Below are 16,913 nucleotides of genomic sequence, written 5' to 3'. Positions count from 1 at the left end.
GTTGTATGATTGCTGCTGAACAATAGTCAGTAGCAGCGGAAACAAAACAGATAAACACTGGTTTTTTGCGCTAAAATAAAGTATATCCACTTAAACCGATGAGTGAAGCACGTTTTCTAGATCGTATTATCTATACTGGATTATATCAGACCATTTTTTGAGGAAGGGACATGGCAAAAGCTAAGACCGACATGCTGTTAGACTTTGTCTATGATGGGGTCAACCGGCGCGGGCAAAAGGTAAAAGGTGAGACCACCAGTCATAGCTTAGAGCTTGCCAAAGCCACATTGCGCAAACAAGGTATCACGGTTAAAAGTATCAAGAAAAAGCCAAAACCCTTATATAGCTTTAAAAAACCCATCAAGCCTATCGATATTGCTATTTTTGCGCGTCAATTGGCAACGATGATGAAAGCTGGGGTGCCATTGACCCAATCCTTTGAAATTGTTGCTGACTCTCTCGATAACCCAAGTATGAAAGATTTGGTTTTACAAATCAAAGCCGATATTGAAGCTGGTGGCAACTTTGCTTCAGCATTACGCAGGCATCCACGATATTTTGATGACCTTTTTTGCTCGCTTGTCGATTCTGGTGAGCAGTCAGGTGCGTTAGAAACCATGTTAGAGCGGGTTGCGACGTATAAAGAAAAAAGCGAGCTGCTCAAAGCTAAAATCAAAAAAGCCATGAAATATCCTATCGCGGTCGTTGTAGTCGCTATCATTGTGACCATCATTCTGCTCGTTAAAGTCGTTCCAGTATTTGCTGATTTATTTGGCTCTTTTGGCGCAGAGCTACCTGCTTTTACGCAGATGGTAGTAAGTATGTCTGAGTGGATGCAAGCGTGGTGGTTCATGTTAATTGTGTTTATCGGTGGCGCTATTATCGGATTTTCAGAAGCTAAGAAGCGCTCAAAGAAATTTCGCGATTTCTTAGACCGTGTGGCATTAAAAGCCCCGATATTTGGTAATATCGCTTACCAAGCTGTTATTGCGCGTTTTGCTCGCACTTTGTCTACCACTTTTGCTGCTGGCGTACCACTTATTGATGCTCTGGACTCTACTGCGGGCGCGGCAAATAACGTGGTGTTTTATAACGCGATTCAGCAAATCAAAAATGACGTCTCTACAGGGCAACAATTACAGTTCTCCATACGCTCAACCAATTTATTTCCAAGCCTTGTCATTCAAATGGTTGGTATCGGTGAAGAGTCTGGTAGCTTGGAAGACATGCTCGATAAAGTAGCGATCTACTATGAAAACGAAGTCGATAACGCGGTTGATGGTTTGACCAGCTTGATGGAGCCGCTTATTATGGCGGTACTTGGCGTATTAGTCGGTGGCTTGGTCATTGCCATGTACCTACCAATTTTTCAAATGGGCTCAGTGGTAGGCTAAAAGCTCATTAAAGGACAGCTCATTCATGCAATTTATACAGTTATTACAAGAAAATATGAGTATCGCTTTGGTCGTATTTGGTCTACTAGGACTTTGTGTAGGTAGCTTTTTAAATGTGGTGATTCATCGTATACCACTGATGATGGTATCGGTTTGGCGACAAGAATGTAGCCAGTTTATGTATGAGCAAGCAGACATACCACGTGAGCATACGACGCCACTGGTCAATATTATTGCCACCGATATACCTATTACCTTAAGCCGCCCTGCTTCACGCTGCCCGCATTGTGCCCATAAAATCAAATGGTATGAAAACATCCCTTTAATCAGCTGGATAGTACTACGTGGTCGTTGCTCAGAATGTAAAACGACTATTGGACTGCGTTATCCTGTCGTTGAGCTGGTCACTGCGCTGCTATCTGTATTGGTCATTTATCAGTTTGGTGTCAGTACGGCTGGGCTATCAGCATTGATTTTGGTATGGACACTAGTCGTTTTAACCGGTATCGATTTTGATACGCAGCTATTACCTGACCGCTTAACTTTTCCATTGGCAGGGTTGGGACTGGCGGTAAACTCACAAGGCTGGTTTGTCTCCCCTACTCAGTCGATATGGGGCTTACTGTTGGGGTTTTTATCTCTATGGATAGTGGTCAAGATATTTTATTTGATCACCAAAAAACATGGCATGGGACAAGGTGACTTTAAATTATTGGCAGTACTGGGCGCGTGGCTTGGTCCTGTGATGTTGCCATTGGTTATTCTATTGTCATCTTTACTTGGCTCCATCGTTGGTCTTATCCTTATAAAAAAACAAGGCGAGAGCAAGCCCTTTGCTTTTGGTCCTTATATTGCCATTGCGGGTATCGTGGCGTTGTTATATGGTTCAGATATCGTTAATTGGTATTTAGGCATGTATAATTAAGCAGTATCCACTTCCCGATCGTTATTTTCAACCTTTCATTGACTACCGTCATTAGCCTTCTATCAGTCAGATAAGTCATTATTATGTCAAAATACGCAGCAATACCTTCACCTTATTCACATCAACCGCAAGCACCTGACCATAAAAGCAAAACCTTGGTAGTGGGTTTAACGGGTGGTATCGGTAGTGGCAAATCAGCTGCTAGCAACTGGTTCGCGCAGCAGGGAATCGATATTATTGATGCAGATGTCATTGCCCATGAAGTAGTTGTCAAAGGCAGCGCAACGTTACGCAAAATCCAGAGGAAATTCGGTGATTGGGTACTAAATATCAATGGCGATATGGACCGCGCCGCTGTACGAACCCATGTATTTACTTATCCTGACGCCCTAATTGAACTTGAAGCCATTACCCATCCCGCGATACGTGAAGCCGCAAAACTGCAATTGGCAGAGAGTACCTCACCGTATGTGGTGTTGTCAGCGCCGCTATTGATTGAAGCGGCAGAAGCTGGGCTTGCCAATTTATGCCAACGTATTTTGGTGATGGATGCCACAGAAGACACCCAGCTTGCGCGTGCCAGTCAACGTGATGCGCTAAGCGTACAGAAAATTAAAGCCATTATGGTCAATCAATTAAGCCGCGAAGAGCGCAATCTTCATGCCGATGATGTGGTATTAAATGAGAATGATCTTGCGGCGCTATATGCACAACTAGAGCCGCTCCATCAAGACTATCTTAAGCTTGCCCAGCAGCTAAAGTTCGCTGCCGATTAATCTCATACAAAGCCATACCAGTCGCCACACTGACATTTAAGCTTTGTAAGTTGCCATGCTCGTTGCCTGACATCGGAATATAAACCAGCTCATCACAGCTTTCTGTTGTCAGGCGGCGCATCCCCTCGCCCTCTGAACCCATAATAATGGCTATTTTTCCAGTCAAATCTGCGGTATGTAGAGGTTTGGCATCGGCATTTAAAGCGGTGCCAAACACAAATACACCGGCATTTTTAATCTTTGTCAGCGTACGTGCTAAATTGGTCACGCTCACAATGGGCATCATCTCAGCCGCGCCGACTGATACTTTGGCGACGGTTGGGGTCAAGCTTGCTGCATGGTGCTTTGGACAAATAACCGCATCTACGCCCATGGCGACTGCTGTACGTAAGCAAGCACCGAAGTTATGGGCGTCGGTAATTTGATCTAGTACCAGTAGCAAACAATCCTCGCGCCCTGCAAGAGTATCGAGCAAACCTTCGTCAGCGAAGCCTAATGGACGGGCGTTAAGCACCACACCTTGATGTTGCGGGCTACCACATAGCTGGGTAAGTTTGTCTTTTTGCGTTGGTTGAATGCTAATACCATTATCACGTGCTTGCGCCATAATAGCTTGGACATGACTGTCAGTCTCGCGCCCTTGCTGCACAAACAAACTCAGCCCATCAAGAGGACGGTATTCGAGCAATGCATCAATGGCATGAATGCCATAAAAATAGGTAGGTTTTGCCATAATAGGCCTATTAATTATAAAATGGGTATCGCACGATACGATAAAAACTATGCGATAAAAAGAGAGGTGTGTAATTGTAGCAACTAATGACCCTCTTCATCTAAATAATGTCAGCAAAAAAAAGAAATAAACCTGATAAGATTTATTTCTTTTGAATCATTGGCTTTTTGGCGTCATCAATCATCTAACGACACTTGGAGGCGTATTAGCCTTCTAAGTGGCAGATATACTGGACGATCTCTTCTGTGCGTAGGTTGAAACCACTGTTACCTTCAACCACGAATGACTGTCCTGCGCGGTAGTAGCTGAACGCTTCCTCACCATTTATTTTGACTTCGCACTCACCACCGGTGATTTCGATACGTTCAGAGGTATTGGTACTAAAGTGATAATGCTCGACCAAATTGTCACAAGGCAAGATAACACCCAAGGTTTTATGACGACCGTCCTCGAACATAATGGTATGGCTTGAGCAACGACCATCATAGGATATCGTGGCTTGAGCATTGACTGTTACATTAGTAAATTGCGCCGCTGTCATAGTGGCTTCCTTATTAAATAATTATTGCCAACTAAAAAACCAAATTGAATGTGTAGATAAGCAACTGCTTAGATAACCGTTGTTATATCCATCTTTTACCATCGACTCCATAGCGTTTTTACTTTACTGTGAGCTGATTATAGAGTTGATTTGTTTTATAGGTTTAAAAATAACCATTTATTACTAATACTTACTGCCACACAGGTTTATATCACATTCTACAAGATAACTGCTCTGTCGTAGAATTCATGAAAATCTGGTGGTAAGAGTTTATCATTATGTGAGATTATGCTACCACATTATATCTATAAAATTTGTTACAGCGGCAGGAAAGTTCAGCTTATTATGATGGCTTTGATTGAGGTTATTGATTACCTTTAAGATTTGTATTTAAGACTATTTGCCACCATACTATTTGCCAATTGCGTTTATCTATGTATAGTTGAAATACTGTAAAGTCGCTACCGTATTGCTGGTGTCATTTTTTTGCAGCCTCTGTCTGCGTAGGCACAGCAAGCAAGAAAAATTTGTGCCAGTAGTACCTGTTGTATGGATATTACTTTTCACCGACTATAGCTGTATTAACTGAACCGATTTATTCCTTTATTTAACCTATTGTAGAGATGACTTTCTCCTACGACATTACATCGTATTAGAGGTTTGTTGTCCGTCATGAGAGGCGTTGATGCTAGTATCATTAACTTTACATCAGTTTGCATTAATCGCCCAGCATGAGCTGAGTGTGGCTGAAGGCTTCAATGTCATCACTGGTGAGACGGGTGCTGGCAAATCGCTATTACTCGATGCGCTGTCTTTATGTGTCGGCGAGCGCGCAGACATGGCGATGGTCAGACATGGCGCGGCGCACGCGGATATATACGCGCAATTTGATGTAGAAAACAACCCCGTCATTGCTGAATGGTTTGCCAAAAATGAGCGCGCGCTAGAAGAGCCAGAAGTATTGATTCGTCGGCAACTCAATAATACAGGACGCTCAAAAGCTTGGTTAAATGGAACACCTGTCAGTTTGGCTGAACTCAAAAGCTTAGGGTCATTGCTGGTCAATATTCATAGTCAGCACGCGCAGCAAGCGTTGCTCAAACCGCAGTTTGTGGTGCAATGGTTAGATGAAATGGCACAGATAACTTCTCTTACTACGAAAACTACCAGTAGCTATCAGCAGTATCAGCAGCTCAAACGCCGTGCTGACGATCTTGCTAGCCGTGAAGCGCAGCGCCAAGACCGTATTCAACTTCTACAAAGCCAGCTGGCAGATATCGCACCGTTATTGGTCGTTGACTATGCAGAAGTAGAAGCGGAGCATGAAGAACTATCCAATATTGAAGCGCTGATGATCGAGGCCAGTCATGGCTTGCATCTGCTCGATAATGATACCGATGAACCAGATGTCATGACCTTGCTCGGGCAAGCGATTAAGCTATGCGATAATCAGATGAGCGTTAGCCAAACCTTTGAGCAAGCTTCAGAACAGCTGCATTTGGCGCAGCAGCAAATTACTGAAGTGACCAGCTTGTTGTCAGATTATGCTGAGCAGCAACTGCCTGACCCTGAGCGCTTGCAGTCATTAGACAGTTTAATCAGCTTAGGTCATCGCCTGTCACGTAAGCACAACCTGCCAGCCAACGACTTAATTAATGAAGCCAAAGGGTGGGAAGCGCAATTAGAACAGTTAGAAAACGAGCCAAGCAGTGATGCAATGGCGGTGCAAATCGAGCAAGCATGGCAAGAATATATAGCACTAGCAACTGAGCTAAATAAAGAACGCTCTAAAGCCGCACCGATTGTCAGCAAACAGCTGATTAAGCAATTACAGCCGCTTGCCCTGCCCAATGCACGCTGCGAGTTCGTATTTACCAAAAAGACCGATGTCAGCCAATATAATGGGCAAGGCTGTTATGATATCGACTTATTATTTAGCGCCAACGTCGGTATGCCGATGCAACCGCTGCATAAAATCGCTTCAGGCGGCGAGCTGTCACGTATGGCGCTGGTGATGCAGGTCTTGCAAGCGACCAATGCTGATAATAATGCGGCAAAACCTATGCTGGTCTTTGACGAGGTTGATGTCGGTATCAGTGGTGGTACGGCACAAGTTGTCGGTGAGCTATTGCGTGCACTTGGGCAAACTCAGCAATTACTCGCTATTACCCACCAAGCACAAGTAGCAGCGCAAGCACATCAGCATATTTTGGTACAAAAACACCATGACGAGCAAACTGAAAGTGAGCTTGTCATCTTAACTGAGAGCGATCAAGTTGATGAGCTGGCACGTATGTCTGGTGGTGTGATCATAACCGACGTCACCCGTGACCATGCTCGCAGTTTATTGAGCGATGTTAAATGATCATTGATTGACCATCATAAATACCTTTTGACTGCTAAATTCTTGCTTTAGTTGATTTTTTACTCATTATCGCCATATAGTGGTCTCTCACCTTTATTAGTAGGTTGCGTTTGTCTCTATGTCCAAAGCCAATTTGACCCATCATTTCTTAATCGCGGCGCCTGAGCTGTCAGACCCACGGTTTGAGCAGGCACTGATTTATATCTGTCGTCATGATAAACACGGCGCACTCGGTCTAATGATCAACCGCCCTTTAGAGCAATCTAGGGTGGGTAAGTTGCTAGAAGACTTGGATATTGAGGTTACTGATGCACAGGTAATGGAAGATCTGGCATTAGAAGGTGGTCCTATGTATCCTGAGGTGGGCTTTGTGCTGCATACAGGACAGCCAGAATGGGCATCCTCATTTGCCATCTCAGAAAACGTCTGCATTACCACTAGCCAAGATATCCTCAAACGTATTGCAGCAGGTCAAGGCGTTGGGCATTATCAGCTGTGCTTGGGTCATGCCAGTTGGGGTAAAAAACAGCTCGATCAGGAGCTTGCTAACGGCGACTGGCTGGTATGCCCTGCTGATTTAAACTTATTATTTGATACACCATTTGAAGAACGTTGGCAAATTGCCGCTGATAAGATTGGGGTTAATTTTGATTATTTAAGCAGCGACATCGGTCATGCTTAACATCATATGCTTAGCGAATACAGAAATGAAAATAGGAAATTCCCTTTATTATGGTAGACAGCACTCTTATAAAAGATAGCAATGATACTGATACTGATACTGGCGTTGCTGAACCAGCTATTAAGCCGCATCTTATCTTAGCCTTAGATTATGGGGTTAAAAAAATGGGCATGGCACTCGGTAATAGCCTGACAGAAACAGCGCGTGCCTTTGATATATTAGCGATGAATAATGGTCAACCTGATTGGGATAATCTATTAGGTATCATCAAGGTGTGGGGCGTGGCAAAGGTGGTGGTCGGACTGCCATTAAATATGGACGGTAGCAGCTCCATGCTATCAAAACGAGCACATAAATTTGCCCGTCGTCTAGCACATAGAATAATGGAACAGCATCTACCTGTGATCGTATCTCTATGCGATGAGCGATTAACATCCGTCGCAGCGCGTGAGATAGCATGGGAGAATGGCTGGATTCAAAATGAGCGCGACCCGATTGATGACATCTCTGCTTGTATTTTAATGTCGACCTACTTTGCTGATCCTAATAGTAGTATTGCCATCGACGCCATCAAAGCAGATTAATTGAGCGTTAGATTGCTTTTTAATGTCTCATCAATATCTGATACACCTTCAATCCAAACGAATAAATGACTGATTACTATGACCACTGTCTCAGACCAATCTTTGCACAATAGCTCGCGACATGGTTTTGCACCGCTTGCTATTGCGCGTATCAAAGGCGCCCAACGTGTCAACCAAATAGCCGTCTATCTCATTTATGCCGCTATTATCGCTTTTATGGTTTTTGGCACCATTGCCAGTATCAAAGCCTTTCATGATAATCAGCTACTGTATCAACTATTCTATAACCTGCCTTATGCTCTGGTGGCGCTGACCATTCCACTGACGCTATATAATGCCTTTATTATCTATCGCTATCGTCTCAATCAAACCTCGATGGTTATCATGACCATTGGTGTCTCAAGCATCATTCTTATCGGCGGGCTATTATTTGCCGATACCGCTTGGTTAGGATTGGCATCATGGCTTGGCGTGGCATTTTTATTCAAAGTCAGCTTTAAACGTTTCTTTAATTTTTTAGCCCTAGCCGACTTACCTGAGAATAACAAAAGTGCTGAAAACAATGAAACCATTACTACTACTGACGCATAAGATACGACTTTATAAGATCAGCAATAAACAAGCTTACAGCTATCAAACTTATCTATTAGGTTTATAAAATAAAATATGACGACTTCAACATTAGATTCAAATATTAATCATCATTTAGATACCCAAGGGCTTATTTGTCCTGAGCCGGTTATGATGCTCCATAAGATAATTCGCAAAGCGGATGGCGGCGATGTTATTGAGATATTAGCTACAGATCCTGCCACTACGCGTGATATTCCTAATTTCTGTCGGCATTTAGGTCATACGCTTGTCCGTCAAGAAATACTAAATGATGCGCCAACCTATCGTTATTTAGTCAAGAAAAAGAGCGCTTAGCGCAATAGATAGTCGGTGAAAAGTAATATCGATACAACACGTACTACTGGTGCAAATTTTTCTTGCTTGCTGTGCCTACGCAGACAGAGGCTGCAAAAAATTTACACCAGTAGTACTGTAGCGACTTTAAAGTATTTCAACTATATAATGCAAAAATATCTTTGCGTTATAAAACACATATCATTCACATCTTAAAGGTAGGTCGCGTGTTAGCAACAGAAATACAGTACGTGCAGTGGCACGAAAATGAAACCTTACGTCAAGCCCGCTGGTTGTCTCAAAGCAATCATGTGCCGCCTGCGCGTATTGTTGTGGTCGACGACAAAACAACAGCCGATGAGGCCTATCGCTTGGCTTGTGCTGGCACCTCGATGCTGTGGCGCGGTGACTTTAATAATGCAAGGCAACTATTGCAAGCCCTCACTCGACGCATTGACCGTACCAATGAACGTTCTGAGCAGCGCAAAATTAACAAAGCGGCCAACAAATCCGCTAAGTCTGGTAAACCCACAGATGAGGCTTCGGTAACATCTAAAGTGATCCCTAATTTGTTTCATCAGCAACGCCAAACCCAATCTCAGCGTTCGCGCTTATTAAGCCGTTTATTATTAGAGTTGGATGCCGGTTATGTCAGCCAGTTACGTCGCGCCCCTGATGTCAGTGCTGCTTGTACGGCTGCTTTTGGCGAGCTGAATGAGTCATGCTTACTCTCGTTTCGTGACCTGCAAGGTGCGTTAGGTGCAGCGGGGTGGCGCGTAAAAGGCGTGGCGATTGAAAATTTAGGTCTATCAATTTTCCCGCATTATGGGGTCTTTGCGCCAACCCGTCATGAATATGTGCAGCTGTTACTCGATGCACCGTTGCCAGCCGTTTATGATGTCGCCTTTGATATTGGCACCGGAACCGGTTTGCTAGCTATTATTCTAGCGCAGCGCGGTGTGAAGCAAGTGATTGCGACGGACTTAAATCCGCGTGCATTAGCCTGCGCTAGTGAAAACCTTGCGCGTTTAGAACTACCTGCTGTGCAATTACAGCAAGCGGACTTGTATCCGACTGATGCGCCACTGGCTAATCTGCTGGTCTGTAATCCACCTTGGTTACCCGCCAAGCCAACCTCACCCTTAGAATTCGCCGTCTATGATGCCAATAGCACGATGTTGCGCGGGTTTTTGCAAAGCGCAAAACAGCATTTAGCTGAGCATGGAGAGGTCTGGTTAATTCTGTCGGATTTAGCGGAACATTTGCAGTTGCGCAGCCGTGATGAATTATTGAGCTGGTTTGCAAATGCCGGTTTAGAGGTAAAATACCGTCTGGATACTCAACCTAAACACGGTCGAAGCCAAGATGATACTGACCCACTATTTGCAGCGCGCAATGCGGAAATCACCTCATTATGGTGTTTAGTTCCTTTCAATACCTAATACATAGATAGTCGGTGAAAAGTAATATCGATACAACACAACACGTACTACTGGTGCAAATTTTTCTTGCTTGCTGTGCCTACGCAGACAGAGGCTGCAAAAAATTTACACCAGCAATACTGTAGCGACTTTAAAGTATTTCAACTATACATAAAAATGACTTTGCAAAATATTATTAACTGATAGTCAGCTTAATATAAAAAATATTGTCTATATTAACCTTTACTTTCTGATACCACTGCCGAGTATGTCTTATGAGCCGCGACCGTGCCGTACAGCAGCGCCAACCAAAAGCGCTGGCAGTAGATGATGAACCGGCTTATATGACCGAATTTCGTCAAGCGATGCTGGCTCGTGGTTTGGCAACGCGTACCCGTAATGCTTATGTGCGTGATTTGCGCTCCTGCGAGTTAACCAATCACGCGGCACTAACGCGTTGGCAGCCCGAAGATGTGCTGTGCTGCCTGTCTATTCTTACTCAAGATGGCAAAACGCCGCGTACGCAAGCACGCATGCTTTCAAGCCTACGCCAGTTTTATCTGTGGATGATTGCCAGTAACCTACGTGAAGACAACCCTTGTGAGCGTATTAAAAGCCCAAAACTTGGTCGTCCACTGCCAAAAGATTTGGCGGAAGCTGACGTCGATAATCTCCTTGCCGCGCCCGATAGCAGTACTGCGCTAGGGCTACGTGATAAAGCCATGTTAGAGGTACTCTATGCTTGCGGTTTGCGCGTCAGTGAATTGGTGAATTTATCATTAGAACAAGTGAATCTAAACTCTGGCTGGCTACAAATCACAGGGAAAGGAAATAAGACCCGTTTAGTGCCATTAGGAGAATATGCATCAGATGCGTTAGAAGATTATTTGACGCATGGACGTGGTGATTTGATAGCCCATTTAAAAGCAGGAAATTGCCAAGCGGTGTTTTTGACAGCGCAAGGCGGCTATATGACACGGCAAAATTTTTGGTATCTGTTAAAGAAGTACGCCAAAGTTGCCAGTATTGATAAAGCGTTATCACCGCATACGCTACGTCACGCATTTGCCACCCATCTACTCAATCATGGTGCAGATTTACGTAGCGTGCAGTTGTTGCTGGGTCATAGTAATTTATCAACGACGCAGATATATACTCATGTGGCGACGGCAAGATTGCAAAAACTCCATGCGGAGCATCATCCACGGGGGTAGAATACTGTGTACGATATGAATAAAGACTTCTTATGCTGGGTTTATTTTCGTTTTGATTTTAGACTTCATATTTAAGCATCCTTTCTAGTTAAGTAAAGCTGCATTGGCTGAAACGGTCAATGAACCGCATAAGACTGAAGTAATTCATTATTTAAAGATTTCTACAACGACAGAAAAAACATCATCCCAAACCGCCTCATTTGCCAAAAACGGATAATCCTGCAGTAGCTTATTACTTTTAGCGCCCTTATTTTGTAGCATACTGCGAATGATTCTATCGGCATAGCTATTGGGCATCTCAACAATCTCTTTTATCGCCAGTCGTGCATGGTCATGTTGTCTTAGGTACTGTGACTCGTTATGCATCTCTTTTTCAATAACATGAGCAATCAGTCCTGATAAGTACTGAACGTGAGGCGTCAGGTCCATAAAGCGCCATGCAGGTTGAATAAGGTGACTGTCTGCAAAATTTAAGTTTGAGCGAATACCATCAGGGTAAGTAACCGCCTGTTTATCAAAGCGGTAATGATCACGGATTTGCCTCATGAGCGGCACAGAGACACGGTCTAAAATCTTATCATAGGCATGACGGTCTGAGGGATGTTCAGCAATGGCTTGTGATATAGGTAGGATAATTGGCTCATGAATAACCTGGTCTCGTCTGAGGACATCATTAATTAAAAAACGATGTACGCGACCATTGCCATCAGCTAGCGGATGAATATACACAAAAGCAAAGGAAGCAACAGCACTACGCATCAGTGCTGATTGTCCCTCGGTCTTTTTCATTAATGCTTGTAACCCTGTTAATTTATAAGCAATATCCTCTGAAGGCGGGGCAATATAATGCACAATCTCTTTAAAGCCATTGACCTGAGTATGCGACACAAAAACTGGGGATTGACGGATACCATACTGCTGGATGACCGTTTTACTCCCTAATATCTCTTGTTGTAATTCTGCCAGCGATTCAGGATCAAGCGGAATGTCGCCCTTACCAGTGCGCCGTGCCATCACCTCGGCAAAACGTTCAATCCGCTTTAACTCTTTCCCTTCACCTTCTATGGTAAAGCTGGCTTTACTCTCTCGTAGAGTCATCCATACGGAGGCACGCATCAGTAAGTCTTGCCCAAATTCATCGTTCAGCTTCTCAACCATCGTGGCAATATCGAGTGCTGCTGCTTGCGTAAACGCCTCTGTTTTTACCAGCATCGGACAGAAATGACGGGTTCCTGCTAGATTGTCATTGATACGCCAGCGAGCGTTTTTGATGATATGCTCAGGGCTTGAGGTAACCATTTTCTTGGTATCCAAAGCGTCCACATAATTGCCGCCTAAATTGCTCGATACTGCTAACTCCTTATCCATGAGCCATTCATATAAGAAAGCCATTCTACGGGCATAGCTGCCTGTTGGCTCAGCGTTTACCCATGCTTGTACGTCATCAGCACCTATCTGCTCAAATAGACGAACCAGTAATTCTAAATTCAGTACTTCATGACGCATATGAAACTGTAAGTGAGCAATGATAGTGTCCAATGGACGTGCCGTTTCCTGATAGGCGTTATGGATGACATTACCCTCTTTATAGGTTTGTCGACGCCCACCGATACTACTAGTGATATATAAAGGCGAAACCAGCTCGATGCTGGCATAACGGATAAGCCATGCTGCGCCAATAGGATCTGAGGTAGAGGTATTCATCATGAGTGGCTCAAGCGATTATAGATAAGCTATTTTGCGGAAAAACGATTATAAATGCAATATAATGATTATTATCAAGACTTATTGCATTAAATCGATTTTTATATGACGTTACGGAACCTTTAGATCAAGATCAAAGGGCATGTTTAGTGGAGATAATGAATCCAAGTTGAATGGGGTAAATACCCCGCCTTTAACACAGTTACGTAGTATCAGAATTCCTGTTTCTGTAAATAATGCCTTCTTGCCTCGCGTGTAAAATTTTATATAACAGGTGTTTATGAGCAAAAATAAAATATTGGATATTCCTAAAACTCTTGTTTTTTAATTGAGTTGCCAATAAAGAGGATGACCATAAACCTTAGCAAAATAATCAATTAATGCTCTAACATTTAGAGAGACATGACGAGTATGAGGATAAATAGCTGCGACATGTTGAGGTGTGGTTTTGACGGCCGTACTATAATTAGGCAGTAGCTTAATGAGCTCACCACTCTTTAAATGCTCACCGATGAGCCAATCTGGAAAAAGCACAATCCCCATACCTTTGAGTGCAGATACCAATAAAGATTCTGCATTATTGGACATCAATAAAGCGGGTGCTAAGAATGGCGTCCAATCTTCACTTTCTGTTTTAAAAAGCCAACGATTGGGTCCTGTTGAGCCTTTATATAGTAAACATTTATGATGTGTCAGATCTGCTGGCACTTGCAATTTACCATGCGTGCTTATGTACGATGGAGAGGCGGCAAGATGATAGGTTTGCTCGCCAAAAATACGAGCATGAAAGGCCGAATCATTTAAGGTGCCAATTCTAAAAATAACGTCTGTTGCATAATGATGAGGATCAATAAAGTCATCCGTTAAACTCAAATCTATCTGTAATTTAGGATACTGAGCACTAAGCTGTGGCAGCCAAGGTGCGATATGTCGTTGTCCAAAAAATACGGGAGCGTTGATTCTAATTAAACCACCCGGTTCTAATGTCCTGTCTTGAAGCTCCTGCTGTGCTGCACTCATGCTCTCGGTCATGGATTTTGCATAGCGCATAAATACGCGACCTGCCTCAGTAGGAGTAACAGCGCGTGTATTACGGTAAAAAAGCTGCTGTCCCAGTGAGTCCTCTAACTGCCTGATAATACGTGACACTTTAGAAGCCGAGACGCCTTCTTTTCGAGCCACTACAGAAAAACTCTGAGCGTCAAAAACCTCTATAAAAAATAAGAGTGTTTGTATGTTGATGGTATCTACCGTATTCATTTGTGCAACTTATGCAAAGGTCATTTTCGTATTATAGCGTTTTTTAATGGGTATACATTGCTGTAAGCTGCAGCGTATTGCTCATTAAGGATTTTTTCATGCAAATTTTATTGATACTCATTGTTGTGTTAGGCGGCATGGGGTTGTCTGTTGAAGCAGGGTTACTTGGGCCTTTAGGGAGTCAGGTAGGCGAGCTGTGGGCAACATTGAGCATTTTTGGTGTTGGCGCTGCTTTAACATTCTTTTTAATGTTGTTTTTTAGTCCGCGAGACAGCCCTTCCTTTTTCTCACAGCCGCCTTTACTACTGGTTGGTGGTATTTTAGGGCCTGTTTATGTTGTGGTATTAACCGTAGTGACGCCTGTTATTGGCATTGCGCTGACGATGATTGGGATATTGGCTGGGCAAGTATTTCAGAGTTTAATCATAGATCATTATGGTTTGTTCGAAACCATGGAACGAAAAATAGACAGCAAACGAATTATCGCTTTATTTTTCATTATTGCCGCACTTTTTTTTATGGCAAAAGGATAACCTAAATGACGCTTATTTTAATGATTGTATTAGCAATAATTGGCGGTGCGGCTTTAAGTATCCAGGCAGCATTAAATGGTCGCCTTGGCAGCAACGTTGGGGTGTTTAAAAGTGCCTTTTTAACCTTTTCTGTGGGTGCGGTTGTGACCGCTTTGCTTATTTTATTTTTTGAGCCAAATCATACCGTTACTTTGATGGATGTCCCTAAGTGGCAACTACTTGGTGCATTGTGTGGTGTTCCTTATATTGTCATTATGGTGGTTGCGGTCCAGCGTATTGGGACTGCTGTGGCAACGGTGGCAGTTATTTTTGGTCAGCTGAGTATGAGTGTATTAATTGATAATTTTGGTTTACTTGGTAATGAGGCCATCAGCCTTTCAGGCAGTCGAATCAGTGCTTTGGTTTGTTTGGCAATCGCGCTTTATTTTATTTATGCTAGCAGCAACTCTGAACCTAAAGAGGCTCAGTAGTTCATATCTATTGATCGTTATTAACCATACTTTCTTAGGTCACAGCTACTATGATATAGATGTAGTATTGCCAAATTTTTGCAGAATGATATTCGCACACTGTTCATGTGCTTCCATTGGCACAACACATGCTGAACTTTCTAATAAAAATGATAAATTAAGGCAAAAAGTAAAAAATATAGATACATTGCTATCTAGCATTAGAAGATACCAAAATATAATTGTTACTTTTTTCGTAATTAAAAAACGAATATCTGGTTAGCAGTATAGATCGAAAATAATATAGTTGAAATACTTTAAAGTCGCTACAGTACTGCTGGTGTAAATTTTTTGCAGCCTCTGTCTGCGTAGGCACAGCAAGCAAGAAAAATTTGCACCAGTAGTACGTGTTGTATCGATATTACTTTTCAACGACTATAGTTAATTTTTATCCTACTGGGTTCAGAATTTATATAGACCTAAGCAAAGTATTTTACGAACGAAAACGGTGCTCTTCCCATCGAATCCTGAAAGATATTTTTGATTAATAAGAATTTATTAAATTGTTTTACAAGTCAACTAATGTTAGTGTTAATTTCTAATAGACCACTTGCAAAAGTAGCAGAGGGTTTTCAATGACCCTCCTTTAATACCAACCACAATTTCTATCAATCCATAGCTGCAAACCTCCTGTTTTATCGTTACAATACTCACCATAATGTGCACGCTGTTCGTTTGAGCAATGCACCACCTTTTACTTATCCATAATCCGAGAATCCAATGAGCCATAGACCACCTAGCGATCTATTAGAAAAAGCCAAATACTGGCGCGAAGACATCAATTTTCGTCAAGATGTGCTGGGCAAGCCGTTTGATTTTGCGACCACGTGGGGTATTTTTTCACCACAAAAACTTGATGATGGTAGCTTGATGTTGCTCGATTATGTGGATTTTCAAAATGATGATGACTCGATAGATTTGGGCTGTGGCTATGGCGTATTGGGTATGGCCGCAGCGCGTGAATGCCCTAATGGTCAGCATACTTTAATTGATAAAGACTTTATGGCGGTTGAATATGCGCGCCTTAATTGTGAAAAGAATGGTCTGAATAATGTCGATGTGCATTTATCAAACGGTTTTAATCATGTGGATAAAGCGAAAGACTTTAGCCTTGTGATGTCGAACCTGCCAGCCAAGGTAGGCAAAGAGCAGCATTACCTATATTTTCTTGATGCTCATGCGCGTATGCGTAAAGGTGGACGCTTTTACGTGGTGACGATTAATGGTTTACGTCAATTCATGAAGCGCTCATTTATCGAAGTATTTGGTAATAGCGAAAAGGTCAAACAAGGTAAAACCTATACGATTACCATGGCAACCAAAGATTAAGTCCTAGAATCAGACAAATAAAAAGCACGCTAGATCA

17 protein-coding genes are annotated in these 16,913 nt (G+C 42.9%); 13 read left to right on the top strand and 4 right to left on the bottom strand.

The annotated features are described in order from the left end of the window. Window positions 1–170 precede the first annotated feature (170 nt). The 3 genes from PSYC_RS00325 (at window position 171) to coaE (ending at window position 3,095) form a co-directional block, all read left to right on the top strand. Window positions 171–1,394, top strand: a complete 1,224-nt coding sequence (locus PSYC_RS00325) for a type II secretion system F family protein (protein ID WP_011279376.1) — start codon at window positions 171–173, stop codon at window positions 1,392–1,394. Window positions 1,395–1,419: 25 nt separating this feature from the next. Beyond that, window positions 1,420–2,319 carry a prepilin peptidase gene (locus PSYC_RS00320; RefSeq protein WP_011279375.1) on the top strand — a complete coding sequence of 300 codons (900 nt, stop codon included), beginning with the start codon at window positions 1,420–1,422 and terminating at the stop codon, window positions 2,317–2,319. A gap of 83 nt (window positions 2,320–2,402) precedes the next feature. Then, window positions 2,403–3,095, top strand: a complete 693-nt coding sequence (coaE, locus tag PSYC_RS00315) for a dephospho-CoA kinase (protein ID WP_011279374.1) — start codon at window positions 2,403–2,405, stop codon at window positions 3,093–3,095. Here coaE and rlmB read toward each other — a convergent pair. Together rlmB and PSYC_RS00305 are read right to left on the bottom strand one after the other, a co-directional pair. Further along, window positions 3,058–3,828: a 23S rRNA (guanosine(2251)-2'-O)-methyltransferase RlmB gene (gene rlmB, locus PSYC_RS00310; RefSeq protein ID WP_011279373.1), complete on the bottom strand. Its 771-nt coding sequence runs from the start codon at window positions 3,826–3,828 to the stop codon at window positions 3,058–3,060. The genes coaE and rlmB overlap by 38 nt on opposite strands. Window positions 3,829–4,033: 205 nt before the next feature. After that, a complete protein-coding gene (locus PSYC_RS00305) occupies window positions 4,034–4,369 on the bottom strand; it encodes a pyrimidine/purine nucleoside phosphorylase (RefSeq protein ID WP_011279372.1) in 336 nt (111 codons plus the stop codon). Window positions 4,370–5,054: 685 nt separating this feature from the next. Here PSYC_RS00305 and recN point away from each other — a divergent pair. From recN to xerD, 7 genes are all read left to right on the top strand, one after another. Continuing rightward, window positions 5,055–6,734 (top strand): DNA repair protein RecN, encoded by a 1,680-nt coding sequence (recN, locus tag PSYC_RS00300; RefSeq protein WP_011279371.1) that lies wholly within the window; start codon window positions 5,055–5,057, stop codon window positions 6,732–6,734. Window positions 6,735–6,852: 118 nt separating this feature from the next. Then, on the top strand, window positions 6,853–7,416 hold the full coding sequence (locus tag PSYC_RS00295) for a YqgE/AlgH family protein (protein ID WP_011279370.1): 564 nt from the start codon (window positions 6,853–6,855) through the stop codon (window positions 7,414–7,416). A gap of 50 nt (window positions 7,417–7,466) precedes the next feature. Next, window positions 7,467–8,000 carry a Holliday junction resolvase RuvX gene (gene ruvX, locus PSYC_RS00290; RefSeq protein ID WP_011279369.1) on the top strand — a complete coding sequence of 178 codons (534 nt, stop codon included), beginning with the start codon at window positions 7,467–7,469 and terminating at the stop codon, window positions 7,998–8,000. Window positions 8,001–8,078: 78 nt separating this feature from the next. Next, window positions 8,079–8,591 carry a hypothetical protein gene (locus PSYC_RS00285; protein ID WP_011279368.1) on the top strand — a complete coding sequence of 171 codons (513 nt, stop codon included), beginning with the start codon at window positions 8,079–8,081 and terminating at the stop codon, window positions 8,589–8,591. Window positions 8,592–8,666: 75 nt separating this feature from the next. Continuing rightward, window positions 8,667–8,927: a sulfurtransferase TusA gene (tusA, locus tag PSYC_RS00280; protein ID WP_011279367.1), complete on the top strand. Its 261-nt coding sequence runs from the start codon at window positions 8,667–8,669 to the stop codon at window positions 8,925–8,927. Window positions 8,928–9,133: 206 nt separating this feature from the next. Next, on the top strand, window positions 9,134–10,348 hold the full coding sequence (locus tag PSYC_RS00275) for a methyltransferase (RefSeq protein WP_011279366.1): 1,215 nt from the start codon (window positions 9,134–9,136) through the stop codon (window positions 10,346–10,348). A 254-nt stretch (window positions 10,349–10,602) separates the two neighbouring features. Then, window positions 10,603–11,541: a site-specific tyrosine recombinase XerD gene (gene xerD, locus PSYC_RS00270; RefSeq protein ID WP_011279365.1), complete on the top strand. Its 939-nt coding sequence runs from the start codon at window positions 10,603–10,605 to the stop codon at window positions 11,539–11,541. A 147-nt stretch (window positions 11,542–11,688) separates the two neighbouring features. Here the strand turns inward: xerD and PSYC_RS00265 are convergent, their stop codons facing one another. Both PSYC_RS00265 and PSYC_RS00260 read right to left on the bottom strand, forming a co-directional pair. Further along, window positions 11,689–13,248: a Fic family protein gene (locus PSYC_RS00265; protein WP_011279364.1), complete on the bottom strand. Its 1,560-nt coding sequence runs from the start codon at window positions 13,246–13,248 to the stop codon at window positions 11,689–11,691. A gap of 321 nt (window positions 13,249–13,569) precedes the next feature. Next, window positions 13,570–14,505, bottom strand: a complete 936-nt coding sequence (locus PSYC_RS00260) for a LysR family transcriptional regulator (protein WP_011279363.1) — start codon at window positions 14,503–14,505, stop codon at window positions 13,570–13,572. Between the two features lie 98 nt (window positions 14,506–14,603). Between PSYC_RS00260 and PSYC_RS00255 the strand changes: the two genes are divergently transcribed. The 3 genes from PSYC_RS00255 (at window position 14,604) to PSYC_RS00245 (ending at window position 16,876) form a co-directional block, all read left to right on the top strand. Next, window positions 14,604–15,038 (top strand): DMT family transporter, encoded by a 435-nt coding sequence (locus PSYC_RS00255; protein WP_011279362.1) that lies wholly within the window; start codon window positions 14,604–14,606, stop codon window positions 15,036–15,038. A gap of 5 nt (window positions 15,039–15,043) precedes the next feature. Further along, the gene (locus PSYC_RS00250) at window positions 15,044–15,508 is read left to right on the top strand and encodes a DMT family transporter (protein ID WP_011279361.1); all 465 of its coding nucleotides are present in this window, start codon (window positions 15,044–15,046) and stop codon (window positions 15,506–15,508) included. Window positions 15,509–16,267: 759 nt separating this feature from the next. After that, window positions 16,268–16,876 carry a class I SAM-dependent methyltransferase gene (locus tag PSYC_RS00245; RefSeq protein WP_011279360.1) on the top strand — a complete coding sequence of 203 codons (609 nt, stop codon included), beginning with the start codon at window positions 16,268–16,270 and terminating at the stop codon, window positions 16,874–16,876. Window positions 16,877–16,913: the final 37 nt, after the last annotated feature.

This window comes from Psychrobacter arcticus 273-4, from assembly GCF_000012305.1.
GTDB classification, from domain to species: Bacteria; Pseudomonadota; Gammaproteobacteria; order Pseudomonadales; family Moraxellaceae; genus Psychrobacter; species Psychrobacter arcticus.
Note: the sequence above shows the minus strand (reverse complement) of the source record. Positions and strands in the feature narration are given on the sequence as shown.

Excerpts from the sequence above, each read along its gene's own strand:
- PSYC_RS00325 (WP_011279376.1), top strand. The coding sequence starts at position 171 with ATGGCAAAAGCTAAGACCGACATGCTGTTAGACTTTGTCTATGATGGG.
- PSYC_RS00320 (WP_011279375.1), top strand. The coding sequence starts at position 1,420 with ATGCAATTTATACAGTTATTACAAGAAAATATGAGTATCGCTTTGGTC.
- coaE (WP_011279374.1), top strand. The coding sequence starts at position 2,403 with ATGTCAAAATACGCAGCAATACCTTCACCTTATTCACATCAACCGCAA.
- rlmB (WP_011279373.1), bottom strand. The coding sequence starts at position 3,828 with ATGGCAAAACCTACCTATTTTTATGGCATTCATGCCATTGATGCATTG.
- PSYC_RS00305 (WP_011279372.1), bottom strand. The coding sequence starts at position 4,369 with ATGACAGCGGCGCAATTTACTAATGTAACAGTCAATGCTCAAGCCACG.
- recN (WP_011279371.1), top strand. The coding sequence starts at position 5,055 with ATGCTAGTATCATTAACTTTACATCAGTTTGCATTAATCGCCCAGCAT.
- PSYC_RS00295 (WP_011279370.1), top strand. The coding sequence starts at position 6,853 with ATGTCCAAAGCCAATTTGACCCATCATTTCTTAATCGCGGCGCCTGAG.
- ruvX (WP_011279369.1), top strand. The coding sequence starts at position 7,467 with ATGGTAGACAGCACTCTTATAAAAGATAGCAATGATACTGATACTGAT.
- PSYC_RS00285 (WP_011279368.1), top strand. The coding sequence starts at position 8,079 with ATGACCACTGTCTCAGACCAATCTTTGCACAATAGCTCGCGACATGGT.
- tusA (WP_011279367.1), top strand. The coding sequence starts at position 8,667 with ATGACGACTTCAACATTAGATTCAAATATTAATCATCATTTAGATACC.
- xerD (WP_011279365.1), top strand. The coding sequence starts at position 10,603 with ATGAGCCGCGACCGTGCCGTACAGCAGCGCCAACCAAAAGCGCTGGCA.
- PSYC_RS00265 (WP_011279364.1), bottom strand. The coding sequence starts at position 13,248 with ATGATGAATACCTCTACCTCAGATCCTATTGGCGCAGCATGGCTTATC.
- PSYC_RS00260 (WP_011279363.1), bottom strand. The coding sequence starts at position 14,505 with ATGAATACGGTAGATACCATCAACATACAAACACTCTTATTTTTTATA.
- PSYC_RS00255 (WP_011279362.1), top strand. The coding sequence starts at position 14,604 with ATGCAAATTTTATTGATACTCATTGTTGTGTTAGGCGGCATGGGGTTG.
- PSYC_RS00250 (WP_011279361.1), top strand. The coding sequence starts at position 15,044 with ATGACGCTTATTTTAATGATTGTATTAGCAATAATTGGCGGTGCGGCT.
- PSYC_RS00245 (WP_011279360.1), top strand. The coding sequence starts at position 16,268 with ATGAGCCATAGACCACCTAGCGATCTATTAGAAAAAGCCAAATACTGG.